The sequence below is a fragment of the Streptomyces sp. NPDC098101 genome (genome assembly GCF_044760185.1).
GTDB lineage: Bacteria > Actinomycetota > Actinomycetes > Streptomycetales > Streptomycetaceae > Streptomyces.
Map to the genome: position 1 here is coordinate 34,775 of NZ_JBIWAS010000002.1, position 16,075 is coordinate 50,849.

The window sequence follows — 16,075 nt, forward strand, 5'->3', positions numbered from 1 at the left end:
CCGACAGGTCTACGCCCGGTGATGCGGGGGCCGCAATACCGCCTTCCGTGTCAAGTGGACGATCGTGATTGGCTCGTGACGTGACGTCAGGAAGGGTTTCCGGCGGACGTCGCGGGAGAGGAGAGGGGCGCCACGGGCGTCGCCTCCACCGAGCGGGCCGCCCGGTCGAGCGCGCTCGCGAGGAGCGCCAGGTCCGTCGGTCCGTTGCCCAGCTCGCGGACCGGGCGGCGGGTGGGCGGATCGCCCATCCGCTCCCACTCCAGCGGGACGACCGTCGGCCGGAGCGTCGCCGTCCGGGGGATCCGGCCGGTGACGCGGCCCGCCTGGAAGGGGGTCACCCGGCCGTCCGGGTGTCCGAGACGGCCCCGCCCGGCCGCCGGGACGTCCGGTCCCGCCGTCACCGGGGGCGCGTCGAGCACGATCCGCAGCCGGGCGCTGTGGGCGGGCTCGGTGTCGGCCGTGCGGTCCGGGCGGGCCGAGGTCACGACGAGGTGCACGCCGAGCCGCTCCCCGTGCCGGGCGACGGCCTCCAGGGCCCGCACCACGGACCCGGCGGCCGGCCGGCCGGGGGCGCCGAGCGCGGGCGCGACCAGGGCGTCGAAGTCGTCCACCAGCACCACCAGCCGGGGCAGCGCCCGACCCCCCGCCGCCGCCTCGCCCGAAACGGGCCGGGGAATCCGGATCCCGGCTCCTTCGGGACGGGGGGCGCGTCCGCTGGGGCGGTTGTCGAGGTCGTCGGCGCCGGTGCGGAGGGTTCGGCTGCTGGGGCGGTCGCCCAGGTCGGCGTCTCCGGTCCGGAGGGTCCTGCCGCTGGCGTGGCCGCCCAGGTCTCCGTCTCGGGCGGGGGGCACGCGCCTGCTGGGCCGGTCGGTGAGGTCGTCGGCCCCGGCGCGGGGCACGCGCCCGCTCGTACGGCTGTCGAGGTCCCCGTCTCCGGCCCGGAGGGTCCGGCTGCTGGGGCGGTCGCCCAAGTCGCCGTCCCCGGTGCGGGGGGTGCGCCTGCTCGTGCGGTTGTCGAGGTCGCCGTCTCCGGTGCGGAGGGTTCGGCCGCTGGCGTGGCCGCCCAGGTCGTCTGCTCCGGGGCGGGGGACGCGGCCGCTTGCGTGGTCGTCTGCTCCGGGGCGGAGGGGGCGGCGGTCGTCCGGGGACCCGGGGTCCCGGCGTGGGAGTCGGCCGCTGGGGGTGTCGGTCAGGAAGGCGTCCGCTCCGGTGCGGGACGCGCGGCCGCTCGCGCGGCTGTCGACGTCGTCCGCGCCCGGGTACGGCGTCCGGGGTGCCGTGCGGCTGCTCGGGAGGGCGCCGATCGTGCCGTCGCCCGTGCGGAGGGTGCGGCCGCTCGGGTGGTCGCCGGTGTCCGGGAGGCGGACGGTCGCGCGGGCGCCCCGGGGGACGGACTCCGCCGCGCTCGGCCCGCGCTGGCCGACCAGCCGCTCGGACACCTGCGGGGCGCGGGCGCCCCGGCGGTCGGCGAAGGGCGTGTCGCCCAGGAGCTCGGCCCGCCGCTTCAGCTCGGCGCCGAGCGCCTGCGCGAACTCCCGCATCCGGACCGGGTCCGACGCCACCAGGTGCTCGGTCACGTGCGGCAGCTCCGTACAGGCCGCGAGGCCCTCGCCGCGCTCGCCGCCCGCCCCGTCCACGAGGAGCAGGCCGAGCCGGTCGGGGCGGGCGCCCGCCGCGAGCGAGGCGGCGATCGAGCGGAGCAACTCCGTGCGCCCGCTGCCCGCCGGGCCCTCGATCAGCAGGTGCGGACCTTCCTGGGTGAGGTCCACGGCCAGCGGGCCGTGCGGGCCCGTGCCCAGGACGGCCGTCCCGTCCCCGGCGGAGGCCCAGCGGGCCATCAGGGAGGCGGGCGTGGCCCGGGCGAGGCCCAGCTCGTCGAGCAGCCGGGAGGACGGGGGCAGCGCGGCGGCCCGCCCGTGCGGCGCCGCCGGGGTCTCCGGCCGCAGCGGCGCGAGGGCCCGCCCGAACCGCTCGGCCCAGGCGACGGAGACCGCGTCGACCACGCCGACGGTCCCGTGGCCCGCCACGCGCCCGCCCGCCGTGCGCAGCAGCCGCAGCGCCGTCGCCACGTCCCCGCTGAGGAGCGCGGCGGCCCCGCACTCGCGGAACGCGAGGGACGCGGCGCACGCGGCCTCGTAGGTCGCGGCCACCGGCGACACCGGCGACGCGGAGGGCGCCTCGGCGAGACAGAGGAGGTGGATGCCGGCCGCCGCCCCGGCCCCCGCGAGCCGCGCCACGGTCTCGCGCAGCGCCGCCGTACCGGGGTCGCCGTCCACGACGACGACCGTCCGGGGCCCCTCGTAGCGGGCGGCGGCCTCCGCGACGGACGCGCGGTCGGCGCTGGGCCAGCCGGGCCCGAGCGGACCGTCGTCGAGCCGCCGGGTCAGTTCGGACGTACGCGCGTGGGCCTGCTCGCGGTCGTACGCCAGGAGCAGCCGGCAGTCCTGGCCGTGGGCCGGGCGGACGTGCGGGAGCCAGCCGAGCCAGCCCCAGGCGCGGCGCCGCTCCTCCGGGGAGCGGTTCCGGTCGGCGCTGACGAGGACGATCTCCAGGTCGGAGGGGGAGTGCAGGGCGGCGAGCTGGGCCACCACCGAGCGGGCGAACCCGGCGAGCCGGTCGCCGGGACCCGCGAGACCGAGCGAACCGGCCTCGCGCAGCCCGACCGTGACCGGCACCCCGGAGAGCTCGGCGCGGTCCGTGGTGCCGAGCCGGACCGCCAGGAACTCGGGATGGTCAGGGTCCCGCTCCCAGAGCCGGGGGCCGGGGCCGAGCGCGGTGAGCAGGACGGTGGCCGGGTCGGGCCAGGTGTCGGCGCCCGGTACGGGACCCCGCGCGCCGTCGCGGACGCCGGGGCCCTGCCGGGCGCCCGCGTGCGTGTCGGGGACCGGACGGGCCTCGGCGGCGGGGGCCGGAAGCTCCTCGCGGCCTCCGGCGAGGCGCCGGGCCCACGCGCCGAGCCCGCGCCTGCCGCCCGCCCGGGGCGCCTGCGCCTGGGGGGCCGGGCCCCCGCCACCGGCGGAGCCGGAGCCGTACGGGTCGTGGGAGCCGCCGTCACGCGCGTGATCGCGTCCGTCACGCCCGTGGCTGTGACCCTCGCGCGCGTGGCCGAGGGAATCGTCGTCGTAGTGGTCGTGCGGGTCGCGGGCGTGGTCGTCGGCGTACGGCACGCCCCGGCCGTCGTCGGCCGCGTCGCCGCCCCACGCGAGCGCGTGCCCGCCGCCGTGGGTTGTGTCGTCGTCCACCGGGCCGCCCGGAGCCGTCCGGGAGCCGCCCGGGGCCGCCCCGGGGCCGCCCGCCGGGTTCGGCCGGTCCGCGCCGCCGGGCCCGCGCGTGAGCCGCAGGTGGCCCTCGCCGTCCGGGGCCGTCGCCACCGCGTCCGTACCGCAGGGGTCGTCGCCGGGGCCCGTCAGGCGGAGGGCGGACTCGCCGAGGCGCAGCAGCGCGCCTGGCCGGAGCCGGACCGGGCGCTCGCCGACCGGGGCGCCGTCGAGGGTCGTGCCGTTCGTCGAGCCGCGGTCGGCGACCGTGACCCGGCCGTCCCCGCCGACCGTCACCGTGCAGTGCGCGCGGGAGACGTCCGGGTCGTCGAGCGGGACGTCGGCGTCGACGGAACGGCCGATTCTGATCGCTCCGCCGTGCAGCAGGTGCACCCCGCCCGCGTCCGGACCCGCCACCACGTGCAGCCGGGCGGCCGCGCCCTCCCCGACCCGGTCGTCCGGTCCGGGGACCTGGAGCGAGAGGACGGCGCCGTCGACCAGCGGGGGCTCGCCGAGCACGCAGCGCCGGCCGTCCAGCCGCTCCGCGCCCGTGTAGAGCACGGTCGTGCCCGAGGCGGAGGTCTCGGGGCCCGTGACGGCGGCGGCCAGCTGGGAGGCCACGGCGGAGAGCGCCGTCCCGGCCGGTGCGGTGACGAGCACGTCGCAGGCGCGCCCGGCGCCGTGGCCGGCGTGCGGCGCGAGGACGGTCAGCCGGATCTGCATCGCCGTCAGCGGTCCCTTCTGCGCGACGTGCCCGGCAGGGGAACCGCCCGTGTCTCCCCCCACCCGGCACGGACGCGTCGTCCGGTACAGGTCGGCACGGCGCGGGGCTCCCGACCCCATCGGTGCGACGTGCTGGAGGCATCCTCGCACCTGCCACCGACAGCGCGCCCGCCGGTCGGCCGTAAGTGATCTTGAATGGTCGGCTGTGGGCGCAAAAGTGCCTGGTTGGACATGCCTTCGGAACATGCCTGGCAACCGACCCGCTCGGAGAAGCGTCTCCTTCCGGACAGGACCGGGGTACGTTCCGGACATCTTCGGTCAGGGCGCCCTCCGGAAACGCCCTGTGGACGACCGGCCTGGGACCCGTTCGGCGGCACTAAAGTGGGTCGGACACCCGGACGGGTCACAACAGAGGACAGGGACCGCGGGGACAGCACAGGAACCACCCCAGGACCACGATCAGCAGGGAGCGCGTGACGTGCGGCCTATCGGCAGCAAGTACCTGCTCGAGGAGCCGCTCGGCCGCGGCGCCACGGGCACCGTCTGGCGAGCCCGCCAGCGGGAGACGGCGGGCGCCGAGGCGGCCGTGCCCGGCCAGCCCGGCGAGACCGTCGCGATCAAGGTCCTCAAGGAGGAGCTGGCCAACGACGCGGACATCGTGATGCGCTTCCTGCGCGAGCGGTCCGTGCTGCTCCGGCTCACCCACCCGAACATCGTGCGCACCCGCGACCTGGTCGTCGAGGGCGACGTCCTCGCCCTCGTCATGGACCTCGTCGAGGGCCCCGACCTGCACCGGTACATCCGGGAGAGCGGACCGCTCACCCCGGTCGCCGCCGCGCTCCTCACCGCCCAGATCGCCGACGCGCTCGCCGCCAGCCACGCCGACGGCGTCGTCCACCGCGACCTGAAGCCGGCCAACGTCCTGCTCGCCGAGCACAACGGCGAGATGCACCCGATGCTCACCGACTTCGGCATCGCGCGCCTCGCCGACTCCCCGGGCCTGACCCGCACCCACGAGTTCGTCGGCACGCCCGCGTACGTGGCGCCCGAGTCCGCCGAGGGCCGCCCGCAGACCTCCGCCGTCGACATCTACGGCGCGGGCATCCTCCTCTACGAGCTGGTCACCGGCCGCCCGCCGTTCGCGGGCGGCACCGCCCTGGAGGTCCTGCACCGCCACCTCAGCGAGGAGCCGCGCCGCCCCTCGACCGTCCCCGGCCCGCTGTGGACGGTCATAGAGCGCTGCCTCAGCAAGGACCCCGACCGGCGCCCGAGCGCCGTGAACCTCGCCCGGGGCCTGCGCGCGGTCGCCGCCGGCATCGGCGTGCACGCCACGCCCGCCCAGATCGAGGCGGCGGACGGCGTCGGGGCGCTCCTCGCCCCCGACCCGGCGCCCGCGCCGGTCCCCGGGACCCCCGGGGCCGCCGACCCGACCCAGGTGCTGTCCCACGGCGCCCCCGGATCCGCCGACCCGACCCAGGTGCTGCCCGCCGGGGCCGGGGCGCCCCCGCGCTACGACCCCGCCGGCGCGACCAGCGTCATGCCGACCGGCGGCCCGGGCGGCGGCGCCGACCCGACGACCGTCATGCCCCCCGTGCCCCCGGGCCCGCCCCAGGCGGGACAGGGCGGCCAGGGCGGTCAGGGCGAGGAGCCGCACCCCTGGCAGAACCAGCTGCGCGCCGCCCGCGACCGCAACGAGCAGACGCAGGTGCAGTACCTGGACCCGAGCCAGGACCCCCTGCGCCGGCGCCCCCAGCGCCAGCCGCAGCAGCCCCCGCACCCGCCGCAGAACCAGCAGCGGCAGCAGCCCCCGCCGTACCAGCAGCAGCGCCCGGCTCCGCAGCGGCCCGCGCCCCAGCAGTACCAGCCGCAGCACCAGCCCCAGCAGTACGCGCCGCCGCCCGCCCCGCAGCAGCAGTACGCCCCGCCCCAGCAGCAGTACGCGCCCCCGCAGCCGCCGCCCCAGGCCCCGGCGCCCCGCGAGCCGCGCCCGCCGCGCGAACCGCGCCGGCGCAGCGCCAACCCGATCCGGATCCCCGGCCTCGGCTGCCTCAAGGGCTGCCTGGTCATGATCGTCCTGTTCGTGGTCGCCGGCTGGCTCGTCTGGGAGCTGACCCCGCTCCAGAGCTGGGTCGCCGAGGGCAAGGGCTACTGGGAGGCGATCGGCGACGGCGTCTCGTCCTTCACCACCTGGGTGTCCGACCTGTTCGACAGCGCGAGCACGGGCACCGGCACCGGAAACACGGGTGCTACCGGCGGTACGGGACAGTAATACTGTTGATTTGTCGACTTCCGGGGGGTGTTTTCCTCCCGGAAGTGACGACCGGCGCCCGCGGACGCGTACGTTTGGCGTGAACCGCAGCCGCTGAGGGAGCAGTCTTGGCACGGAACATCGGCAGCCGCTACACCGCCCACCAGATCCTCGGGCGGGGCAGCGCCGGAACGGTGTGGCTCGGCGAGGGCCCCGAAGGGCCCGTCGCCGTCAAACTGCTGCGCGAGGACCTGGCCTCCGACCAGGAACTCGTCGGCCGCTTCGTCCGGGAGCGGACCGCCCTGCTCGGACTCGACCACCCCCGCGTGGTCAAGGTCCGCGACCTCGTCGTCGACGGCAACGACCTCGCCCTCGTCATGGACCTCGTGCGCGGCACCGACCTGCGCACCCGCCTCGACCGCGAGCGCCGGCTCGCCCCCGAGGCCGCCGTCGCGATCGTCGCCGACGTCGCCGACGCCCTGGCCGCCGCGCACGCCGCCGGGGTCGTCCACCGGGACGTCAAGCCCGAGAACATCCTGCTCGACATGGAGGGCCCGCTCGGCCCCGGCGGCGCCCACCCCGCCCTGCTCACCGACTTCGGCGTCGCCAAGCTCATCGACACCCCCGGCCGCACCAAGGCCACCCGGATCATCGGCACCCCCGACTACCTCGCCCCCGAGATCGTCGAGGGCCTCCCGCCGCGCGCCGCCGTCGACATCTACGCCCTCGCGACCGTCCTGTACGAGCTGCTCGCCGGCTTCACCCCGTTCGGCGGCGGCCACCCCGGCGCGGTCCTGCGCCGCCACGTCACCGAGACCGTCGTCCCGCTGCCCGGCATCCCCGAGGAGCTGTGGCAGCTGCTCGTGCAGTGCCTCGCCAAGGCCCCCGCCTCCCGGCTGCGCGCCTCCGAGCTGGCCGCCCGCCTCAAGGACGTCCTGCCGCTGCTCAAGGGCATCCCGCCGCTCGACGTCGACGAGCCCGACGCGGAGCCGGCCCCGGAGCCGTACGAGGAGGACGGGTACGCCACCGCGCCGGGCGCCGCCGAGCCCGGCCCGCGCCGGGCCGCCGTCCCGCTCGTCCCCGGCGCCTCCGCCGACTCCCACCGGGACACCCACACCTCCATGCGGGTCCCGGCCCCCGACGAGCTCTCCGGCGGCCCCCTCGGCACCGCCCGCGCCCCCCGCCCGGCGGGCGCCCGCCGCCCCGGCTCGGCCCGCCACAAGGCGGGCACGGTCCGCAAGCGCCGGATCGCCTTCGCCGTCGCGGCGGTCGTGCTCGCGGGAGCGCTGGGCGCCGGCGGCTACTACGCGGCCTCCGGCGACGGGGAGGCCCCGCCGCAGGACTCGAAGCAGTCCTCGCCCCTGCCGTAGGGCCCCGCGGACCGCCGGGACACCCCCCGGCGGCCGCAGGTTCGGCTCCCCGCCCGGAGCCGTTACGCTGGACGCGTGGCAGTCGTCGACGTATCCGAAGAGCTGAAGTCCCTCTCCTCGACCATGGGGTCGATCGAGGCCGTCCTGGACCTCGAGAAGCTGAGGGCCGACATCGCCGTGCTCGAAGAGCAGGCCGCGGCCCCGTCCCTGTGGGACGACCCGGAGGCGGCGCAGAAGATCACGAGCAAGCTTTCGCACCTCCAGGCCGAGGTCCGCAAGGCCGAGACCCTGCGCGGGCGGATCGACGACCTCGGGGTGCTCTTCGAGCTCGCCGAGGAGATGGACGACCCGGACACCCTCGCCGAGGCCGAGGCGGAGCTGACCTCCGTCCGCAAGGCCCTCGACGAGATGGAGGTCCGCACCCTCCTCTCCGGCGAGTACGACGAGCGCGAGGCCCTGGTCAACATCCGGGCCGAGGCCGGCGGCGTCGACGCCTCCGACTTCGCCGAGCGGCTCCAGCGCATGTACCTGCGCTGGGCGGAGCGCCACGGCTACTCCACCGAGATCTACGAGACCTCGTACGCGGAGGAGGCCGGCATCAAGTCGACCACCTTCGTGGTGAAGGCCCCGTACGCCTACGGCACGCTCTCCGTCGAGCAGGGCACCCACCGCCTGGTCCGCATCTCGCCCTTCGACAACCAGGGGCGCCGCCAGACCTCCTTCGCGGGCGTCGAGGTCCTGCCGGTCGTCGAGTCCTCCGACCACGTCGAGATCGACGAGTCGGACCTGCGCGTCGACGTCTACCGCGCGTCGGGCCCCGGCGGCCAGGGCGTCAACACGACCGACTCGGCCGTGCGCATCACGCACCTCCCGACCGGCATCGTGGTCTCCTGCCAGAACGAGCGCTCCCAGATCCAGAACAAGGCGAGCGCCATGAACGTCCTCCAGGCCAAGCTCCTGGAGCGCCAGCGCCAGGAGGAGCGCGCCAAGATGGACGCGCTGAAGGACAGCGGCAGCTCCTGGGGCAACCAGATGCGCTCGTACGTCCTCCACCCGTACCAGATGGTCAAGGACCTCCGTACGGAGTTCGAGGTCGGCAACCCGCAGTCCGTCCTGGACGGCGAGATCGACGGCTTCCTGGAGGCGGGCATCCGCTGGCGCAAGCAGCAGGACAAGTAGCCTCCGGCTCCTCTTCTCTACGGGCCCCGCACCGACACGGTGCGGGGCCCGTATTCGCTGGAGCAAGCGGAAGACGGTCCGTCAGGACGCTTTGTCGACAAGGGAACTGACGCGGCGGGGCCCGTAGCTCAGGGATTACGTCACAGTTGCATCGTCGCATGTCGGTCAGCAAGTGATCTTTCGGGCATCGCACGCGCAACGACCTTGACGCTTCTTCGGAAACTCGGAAGGGTGACGTACTGGCATGCGCATTTCTGGGGCGCGTGTGAACGGGGGCCGGTCCAGTCGTGACGTCGCCCCTGCCGCGCAGGCCCCGAGCGCTGCCCCATGACGAGATGAGCTACTGGGGGTAGCAGCCAGATGACCAACAAGACGCGGGTCCGCCTGGTGCGGGTCGCGGCCAGTGCCGTGATCATCGCCGGTGCGTCCCTGACGGCGGCCGGCGCCGCACAGGCCGTCGACAGCTTCGGTTCGGACACGAACCAGTCCGAGGAGATCACCCTCCAGAGCGAGGGCGACATCGACGGCAACACGATCGTCGGCAACATCGAGGGCGCCGAGAGCGGTGGCACGGACACCGCCGGTGGCAATGACGCTGCGGGTGGCAACGACGCCGCTGGTGGCAATGACGCTGCGGGCGGGAACGACGCGGCCGGTGGTAACGACGCGGCCGGTGGCAATGACGCCGCCGGTGGTAACGACGCTGCGGGCGGAAACGACGCCGCCGGTGGTAACGATGCTGCGGGCGGTAACGACGCCGCTGGTGGCAATGACGCTGCGGGCGGTAACGACGCCGCTGGTGGCAATGACGCTGCGGGCGGGAACGACGCTGCCGGTGGTAACGACGCGGCCGGTGGCAATGACGCTGCGGGCGGGAACGACGCTGCCGGTGGCAATGACGCCGCCGGCGGTAACGACGCTGCGGGCGGAAACGACGCTGCCGGTGGCAACGACGCGGCGGGCGGTAACGACGCGGCCGGTGGCAACGGTAACGGTGGGAACGACGCCGCCGGCGGTAACGGCAACGGCGGCAACGGAAACGGCGGGAACGGCGGCAACGCCGGGAACGGCGGCAACGGAAACGGCGGCAACGGCGGTTCCAGCGACAACGGCGGCTCCGGCGACAGCGGCGGCTCGGGCAGCGGCAGCGGCTCGGGCGGCGACACCGGCTCCTCCACCGGCGGCGGCAACGCCACCACCGGCGGCAACGCCACCACCGGTGGCGCCGGTACCTGCACCGTCGACCTCGACGGCGCCGAGTGCGTCGACAACAACAACCCCGACACCCAGAACGTGGGCTCGCAGCCCGTGCAGCAGGGTCAGGCCAAGGAGGAGCTCGCCGAGACCGGTGCGGCCGAGACCTCGTTCCTGATCATCGGCGCCGCGACCATGATCGCCGGTGGCATCGGCTTCCGTATGCTGCCGCGCCTCGTCGCCGGCGGCCGTACCGCCGCCTGACGGTTCCGCGCGTGACGAAGGGCCGGGGAGACCTCTCCCCGGCCCTTCGGTCGTTCCTCCGGCTCGTATGGGCCGTCCGGGCGGCCCTGTGGCCCGTTGGGGGCGGCCCTAGGCCGTACGGACCGCCGCGAGCAGCGCGATCGCCGCGAGGAGGGCGATCGCCACCGTCAGCAGCATGGCGGGGGAAAGACCCTGCGGGGTCAGTCGCTCCCGGTTCGCGCGGCAGACGGGGCAGCGGCCCTCGGCGACCGGGGCCGCGCAGTTGGCGCACACCAGTCGGTCGTAGGTCATGCGCTCTCCTCCTCCCGCACTGGGGTACCCACCAGGGCAACGACCGGAGGGGTCCGGGCGTTCCCCTACCACTGTGCCAGCTCCGCGCCGTTTCGGCGCGCCCCGCAGGCCCGTCGCCCTCCGTCCGGAAGGGCGAAAAGGATATACCGCACAAGCCAGGACCGCGACTGCGGGGGCCGTCCCCGGTCGCGTAAGGTCACGCACACCTACTCCCGGCCGACCGTGGTGCATCCGTGATCCGATTCGACAACGTCTCCAAGTCCTATCCGAAGCAGAACCGCCCCGCGCTCCGGGATGTATCCCTGGAGATCGAGAAGGGGGAGTTCGTCTTCCTCGTCGGTTCCTCCGGCTCCGGAAAGTCGACCTTCCTGCGGCTGCTCCTGCGTGAGGAGCGCGCCAGCCAAGGCCAGGTGCACGTCCTCGGCAAGGACCTGGCCCGGCTGTCCAACTGGAAGGTGCCGCACATGCGGCGCCAGCTCGGGACCGTCTTCCAGGACTTCCGCCTGCTGCCCAACAAGACCGTCGCCCAGAACGTGGCCTTCGCCCAGGAGGTCATCGGCAAGCCGCGCGGCGAGATCCGCAAGGCCGTGCCGCAGGTGCTCGACCTGGTCGGCCTCGGCGGCAAGGAGGACCGGATGCCGGGCGAGCTGTCCGGCGGTGAGCAGCAGCGCGTCGCCATCGCCCGCGCCTTCGTGAACCGTCCGATGCTGCTGATCGCCGACGAGCCCACCGGCAACCTCGACCCGCAGACCTCCGTCGGCATCATGAAGCTGCTCGACCGCATCAACAGGACGGGAACCACCGTCGTCATGGCGACCCACGACCAGAACATCGTCGACCAGATGCGCAAGCGCGTCATCGAGCTGGAAAAGGGTCGCCTCGTCCGCGACCAGGCGCGCGGCGTCTACGGATACCAGCACTGAGCCTGTAGCGAGTAGGAGAAAGCAGACCCATGCGCGCTCAGTTCGTGCTCTCCGAGATCGGCGTCGGCCTCCGGCGCAATCTCACGATGACCTTCGCCGTCATCGTCTCCGTGGCCCTCTCGCTCGCCCTGTTCGGCGGCGCGCTGCTCATGCGCGAGCAGGTCAGCACGATGAAGGACTACTGGTACGACAAGGTCAACGTCTCCATCTACCTCTGCAACAAGGCCGACGCGGCCACGGCCGGCAAGTGCCCCAAGGGCGCGGTCACCGGCCAGCAGAAGGAGCGGATCGAGGCCGACCTGAAGAAGATGGACATCGTCGAGTCCGTCCACTACGAGACGTCCGACGAGGCCTACAAGCACTACAAGGAGCAGTACGGCGAGACCGCCCTCGCCTCCGTGGTGACGCCGGACCAGATGCCGTCGTCGTTCCGGGTCAAGCTCAAGGACCCGGAGAAGTACCAGGTGGTGGCCACGGCCTTCGCCGGCCGGGACGGCGTCGAGTCGGTCCAGGACCAGCGGAACATCCTGCAGAACCTCTTCGACCTGATGAACGGCATGAACATCGCCGCGCTCTGCGTCATGGGCCTGATGCTGGTCATCGCGCTGATGCTGATCGTCAACACCGTGCGCGTCTCGGCCTTCAGCCGCCGTCGCGAGACGGGGATCATGCGGCTCGTCGGCGCGTCCAGCTTCTACATCCAGATGCCGTTCATCATGGAGGCCGCCTTCGCCGGACTCCTCGGCGGCGGCGTCGCCTGCGTGCTGCTGCTCGCCGGCCGGTACTTCCTGATCGACCACGGCATCGCCCTCGCCGACAAGGTCCAGCTCATCCAGTTCATCGGCTGGGACGCGGTCTTCGCCAAGCTGCCGCTGGTGATCGCCATCGGGCTCCTGATGCCCGCCGTGGCGGCTCTCGTCGCGCTGCGCAAGTACCTGAAGGTGTGAGAAGACACCCTCGCCGGTGGATGGCGTCGTACGGCCAAAGCCCGTGCGGCGCCATCGCCTTGTCCTAGAGTGGGCGACATGCCGGACGGCACCGACCTTCTCTGTAGCCGGCCCCGCGGAGTGCTCCGTGGGGCCGTTCTGACGTTGGTCTTCACCGGCGTCCTCGCCACCGCCGCCGCCACGGGCTCGCTGCCCCGGCAGGAGCCGGCGGCCGAGCGGGCCGGGGCGACCCCGGACGCGGGAGGGCGGTCCGGGGACCGGGCGCCCGTCGACAGCGCCGCGCTCCGCCGCGCCGCCGCCGCGGCCATGGCCGACGGGAAGTCGGGCAAGAAGGCCGCCGAGGAGTTCGTCAGCCGCAGCGGCGACCGCTGGGACGCGGTGTACGACAAGCGGGAGTACGCGGAGTTCGAGCAGTCCCTCGACGGCGCCTACACGGGCGTCGGGCTCTCCGCGGGCCGGGCCGACGGCGACCGCGTCCGGATCACCCGGGTCCAGCCCGGCGGCCCCGCCGCCCGGGCCGGGCTCCGCACCGGCGACCGGCTCGTCTCCGTCGACGGCCGCCCGGTCGACGGGCTCTCCGTCTCCGAGGCCGTCGCCCTGCTGCGCGGCGACGGGGTGCCGGGCTCGTCCGTCGCCCTGCGGGTCGAGCGCGGGCGCGCCGCCTGGACGCAGACCCTGCGCCGGGCCCGGCTCGCGACGGACCCGGTGACCGTCCGCCGCCTCGACGACGGGGCCGTACTGATCCGGGTCGAGGCCTTCACCAAGGGCGCCGGCACGCGCGTGCGGGACGCGGTGCGGGACGCCCCGGCCGGCGCGGGCGTCCTCCTGGACCTGCGGGGCAACGCGGGCGGCCTGGTCGAGGAGGCCGCCGTGGCCGCCTCCGCCTTCCTGGACGGCGGGCTCGTCGCCACGTACGACGTGGAGGGCGAGGAGCGGGCCGTGTACGCGGAGGGCGGCGGCGACACCGAGCGGCCTCTGGTGGCGCTGGTCGACGGGGGCACGATGAGCGCGGCCGAGCTGCTCACCGGCGCCCTCCAGGACCGGGGGCGGGCCGTCACGGTCGGCTCCCGGACCTTCGGCAAGGGCTCGGTCCAGATGCCGAGCACCCTGCCCGACGGCTCGGTCGCCGAGCTGACCGTCGGCCACTACCGGACCCCGGCCGGGCACGCCGTCGACGGGAGCGGCATCACCCCGGACCTGGCGGCGGGGGAGCGGGCCGAGGAGCGGGCGAGGACGGTATTGAGTGGCCTCGGAGGGGGCTCGTAGTGCGAAAATGACCGCACTATGGCAAAGGGACTCGTGAACGTGCAGGGCAAGCCTGCCAAGAAGAACCAGGACAAGGCGCCGGAGCGCAAGCTGATCGCGCAGAACAAGAAGGCGCGGCACGACTACCTCATCATCGACACCTACGAGTGCGGTGTGGTGCTCATGGGCACCGAGGTCAAGTCGCTGCGGATGGGACGGGCCTCGCTGGTCGACGGCTTCGTCCAGATCGACGGGGGCGAGGCGTGGCTGCACAACATCCACGTCCCCGAGTACATGCAGGGCAGCTGGACCAACCACTCGGCCAAGCGGAAGCGCAAGCTGCTCCTGCACCGGGAGGAGATCGACAAGCTGGAGGCGAAGTCCCAGGAGACGGGTCACACGATCGTGCCCCTCGCCCTGTACTTCCTCAACGGCCGGGTCAAGGTCGAGATCGCCCTCGCCAAGGGCAAGAAGGAGTACGACAAGCGCCAGACCCTGCGCGAGAAGCAGGACACGCGCGAGACGAACCGCGCCGTCGCGGCGGCCAAGCGGCGCCAGCGCGCGGGCCAGTCGCTCTAGCCGGGGGACCGGCCGCCGGGAATACGCTGGCGACGGCCGCCGTTGGTCACGTACGATGGGCCTGCACGCCTCGCGAGGGGTGCGCACCTTGAAAAATCAACATGGGGATGATCGGTTTCGACAGCGGATACCGATGCAGAGGAAGCGTGTCGAGGAAGCGGCAATGATCTCGTAAACCATATGTCGCAACCAATAATCGCCAACACCAAGAGCGATAACTCCCGCTTCGCCCTCGCTGCCTAATTTTAGGTAACGAACAGAAGCCTCTGTGAGGAGCGTCAGCCCGGGGATGGTCCCGACCCGGATCCTGGCGTCATCAAGGGATCTAAACCTCTAGCCCCGGTCACGGGGGTTGGAGGGAAATCAAACAGTGACTGAGCCCGTCGGAGACTTGTCCGCGTGATCTCCGGGGCTGAGAAACTCGTAGCGGACTGCACACGGAGAAGCTCTGTTTCCGTACCGTTGGACGCGGGTTCGATTCCCGCCATCTCCACTCATCCCATGTGGGCGAAGGCCCGGCGGTCACCACGACCGCCGGGCCTTCGTCATGCCCGCGGCCGTGCACAGGACCAGCGCCGTGGCCGCCGCCGTGAGCGGGATCAGGAAGCCGGACGCGGGGAACGGGGCGTGGTCGGCGGCCCAGCCGCCGGTGGCCGAGCCGGTGGCGATGCCTGCCAGGAGTGCGGTCACGGCCAGGGTCATGCCCTCGTTGAGCCGGTCGGCGGGCGTGAGGCGCTGGACCAGGCCCATTCCCGTCACCATCGTCGGCGCCGTCGCCATGCCCGCCACGAGCAGGCCGGCGGCCAGGGCGAGCAGGGAGCCGGTCGAGGCGGCGAGCAGGGGCAGCGCCATCAGGACCGTCATCGCGGCCAGGCAGGTGCGCAGCCGGGCGGTGCGGCGGGCCCGGCCGTAGAGCAGGCCGGCGGCGCAGGAGCCCGCCGCCTGGAGGGCGAGGACCGGTCCGGCGACGGGCCCGTCCACGTACGCCAGGGTCACCACCTCCATGGAGCCGAAGACCGCCCCGGTGGCCAGGAAGACCGCGAGCAGCGGCGCCATGCCGGGGGCCCGCAGCGGGGAGCCCGCCGGGACGCGCGGGGCGACCGGCGGCTCGGTGGAGCGCTGGGCCGTGAAGAGGAGCGTCCCGCCGAGGAAGAACGCGCCGGCCGCGAGCGTGCCCGCCTCCGGGAAGAGCGCCGAGCAGAAGAGGGCGGCGAGCACCGGGCCCAGCATGAAGCACAGCTCGTCGGCGGCCTGCTCGAAGGAGTTCGCGGTGTGCAGCGCGTCCGGGTCGTCCCGCAGGAGGTGCGCCCAGCGGGCCCGGGACATCCCGCCGGTGTTCGGGAAGGTGGCGGTGAGGGCGACCGCCGCGAAGAGCGTCCAGGCCGGGGCCCGCTCGTGCACGCACAGTGCCAGGACCAGCTGGCCGAGGAGGGCGTACGCGGCGGCCGGGACCGCGACCCTGGCCTGCCCGTACCGGTCGACCAGCCGGGCGGTCAGGGGGGCGACGACGGAGCCGACGGCGAGACCGGTGGCGGTGACCGCGCCGGCCAGGGCGTACGAGTCGTACGCCGCCGCGATCATGAGCACGGCGCTGACGCCGAACATGCCCGCGGGCAGCCGGCCGATCAGGCCCCCGGCGGTGAAGGCCAGGGTGCCGGGGCGGGCGAAGAGCCGGCGGTAGGGGCTGCGGTTCCGCTCGGCGCGGCGGTCTTTCTTCTCGAACTTCTCGAAAGAGGGGACGGGGGAAGGGGCGTCGTAGCACGGCACGAAGGCCGGGCCCGCCGGGGACGGGATGAGGTCCGGTTGCGGCATGGATCAAGGTTCGGGCGCGCGCACCCGCCCGGTCCAACACCTG

Annotated in this window: 11 protein-coding genes and 1 other RNA gene; 9 read left to right on the forward strand and 3 right to left on the reverse strand. The window is 74.2% G+C overall.

The window, feature by feature from the left end:
* Window positions 1-86: 86 nt before the first annotated feature.
* Window positions 87-3,980, reverse strand: coding sequence for an FHA domain-containing protein (locus tag ACIQVI_RS07365; protein WP_403592393.1), 3,894 nt, complete (start codon window positions 3,978-3,980; stop codon window positions 87-89).
* Between the two features lie 478 nt (window positions 3,981-4,458).
* Between ACIQVI_RS07365 and ACIQVI_RS07370 the strand changes: the two genes are divergently transcribed.
* The 4 genes from ACIQVI_RS07370 to ACIQVI_RS07385 all read left to right on the forward strand — a co-directional run bounded on the left by ACIQVI_RS07370 (window position 4,459) and on the right by ACIQVI_RS07385 (window position 10,235).
* Window positions 4,459-6,249, forward strand: a complete 1,791-nt coding sequence (locus ACIQVI_RS07370) for a serine/threonine-protein kinase (RefSeq protein WP_403592396.1) — start codon at window positions 4,459-4,461, stop codon at window positions 6,247-6,249.
* A gap of 107 nt (window positions 6,250-6,356) precedes the next feature.
* A complete protein-coding gene (locus ACIQVI_RS07375; RefSeq protein WP_403592399.1) occupies window positions 6,357-7,598 on the forward strand; it encodes a protein kinase in 1,242 nt (413 codons plus the stop codon).
* A 75-nt stretch (window positions 7,599-7,673) separates the two neighbouring features.
* Entirely contained in the window at window positions 7,674-8,777 is a 1,104-nt protein-coding gene (prfB, locus tag ACIQVI_RS07380) for a peptide chain release factor 2 (protein WP_121830831.1), read from the forward strand.
* A gap of 360 nt (window positions 8,778-9,137) precedes the next feature.
* Window positions 9,138-10,235: a hypothetical protein gene (locus tag ACIQVI_RS07385; protein ID WP_403592402.1), complete on the forward strand. Its 1,098-nt coding sequence runs from the start codon at window positions 9,138-9,140 to the stop codon at window positions 10,233-10,235.
* Between the two features lie 108 nt (window positions 10,236-10,343).
* Here the strand turns inward: ACIQVI_RS07385 and ACIQVI_RS07390 are convergent, their stop codons facing one another.
* On the reverse strand, window positions 10,344-10,526 hold the full coding sequence (locus ACIQVI_RS07390; protein WP_053648388.1) for a hypothetical protein: 183 nt from the start codon (window positions 10,524-10,526) through the stop codon (window positions 10,344-10,346).
* 233 nt (window positions 10,527-10,759) lie between these two features.
* Here ACIQVI_RS07390 and ftsE point away from each other — a divergent pair, with 233 nt between their 5' ends.
* The 5 genes from ftsE (at window position 10,760) to ssrA (ending at window position 14,716) form a co-directional block, all read left to right on the forward strand.
* The gene (ftsE, locus tag ACIQVI_RS07395; RefSeq protein WP_053648390.1) at window positions 10,760-11,449 is read left to right on the forward strand and encodes a cell division ATP-binding protein FtsE; all 690 of its coding nucleotides are present in this window, start codon (window positions 10,760-10,762) and stop codon (window positions 11,447-11,449) included.
* Window positions 11,450-11,478: 29 nt separating this feature from the next.
* The gene (gene ftsX / locus ACIQVI_RS07400) at window positions 11,479-12,396 is read left to right on the forward strand and encodes a permease-like cell division protein FtsX (RefSeq protein ID WP_351969823.1); all 918 of its coding nucleotides are present in this window, start codon (window positions 11,479-11,481) and stop codon (window positions 12,394-12,396) included.
* A gap of 78 nt (window positions 12,397-12,474) precedes the next feature.
* Window positions 12,475-13,662 carry a S41 family peptidase gene (locus ACIQVI_RS07405; protein WP_403592407.1) on the forward strand — a complete coding sequence of 396 codons (1,188 nt, stop codon included), beginning with the start codon at window positions 12,475-12,477 and terminating at the stop codon, window positions 13,660-13,662.
* An 18-nt stretch (window positions 13,663-13,680) separates the two neighbouring features.
* Window positions 13,681-14,220, forward strand: a complete 540-nt coding sequence (gene smpB / locus ACIQVI_RS07410) for an SsrA-binding protein SmpB (protein ID WP_351969821.1) — start codon at window positions 13,681-13,683, stop codon at window positions 14,218-14,220.
* 103 nt (window positions 14,221-14,323) lie between these two features.
* Window positions 14,324-14,716, forward strand: a transfer-messenger RNA (tmRNA) gene (gene ssrA, locus ACIQVI_RS07415).
* Window positions 14,717-14,742: 26 nt separating this feature from the next.
* Here ssrA and ACIQVI_RS07420 read toward each other — a convergent pair.
* Window positions 14,743-16,032 carry an MFS transporter gene (locus ACIQVI_RS07420; protein ID WP_403592410.1) on the reverse strand — a complete coding sequence of 430 codons (1,290 nt, stop codon included), beginning with the start codon at window positions 16,030-16,032 and terminating at the stop codon, window positions 14,743-14,745.
* Window positions 16,033-16,075 lie beyond the last annotated feature (43 nt).

Coding starts and splice junctions, on each gene's coding strand:
- ftsX (WP_351969823.1), top strand. CDS start 11,479: ATGCGCGCTCAGTTCGTGCTCTCCGAGATCGGCGTCGGCCTCCGGCGC.
- smpB (WP_351969821.1), top strand. CDS start 13,681: ATGGCAAAGGGACTCGTGAACGTGCAGGGCAAGCCTGCCAAGAAGAAC.
- ACIQVI_RS07405 (WP_403592407.1), top strand. CDS start 12,475: ATGCCGGACGGCACCGACCTTCTCTGTAGCCGGCCCCGCGGAGTGCTC.
- ACIQVI_RS07385 (WP_403592402.1), top strand. CDS start 9,138: ATGACCAACAAGACGCGGGTCCGCCTGGTGCGGGTCGCGGCCAGTGCC.
- ACIQVI_RS07365 (WP_403592393.1), bottom strand. CDS start 3,980: ATGCAGATCCGGCTGACCGTCCTCGCGCCGCACGCCGGCCACGGCGCC.
- ACIQVI_RS07390 (WP_053648388.1), bottom strand. CDS start 10,526: ATGACCTACGACCGACTGGTGTGCGCCAACTGCGCGGCCCCGGTCGCC.
- ACIQVI_RS07420 (WP_403592410.1), bottom strand. CDS start 16,032: ATGCCGCAACCGGACCTCATCCCGTCCCCGGCGGGCCCGGCCTTCGTG.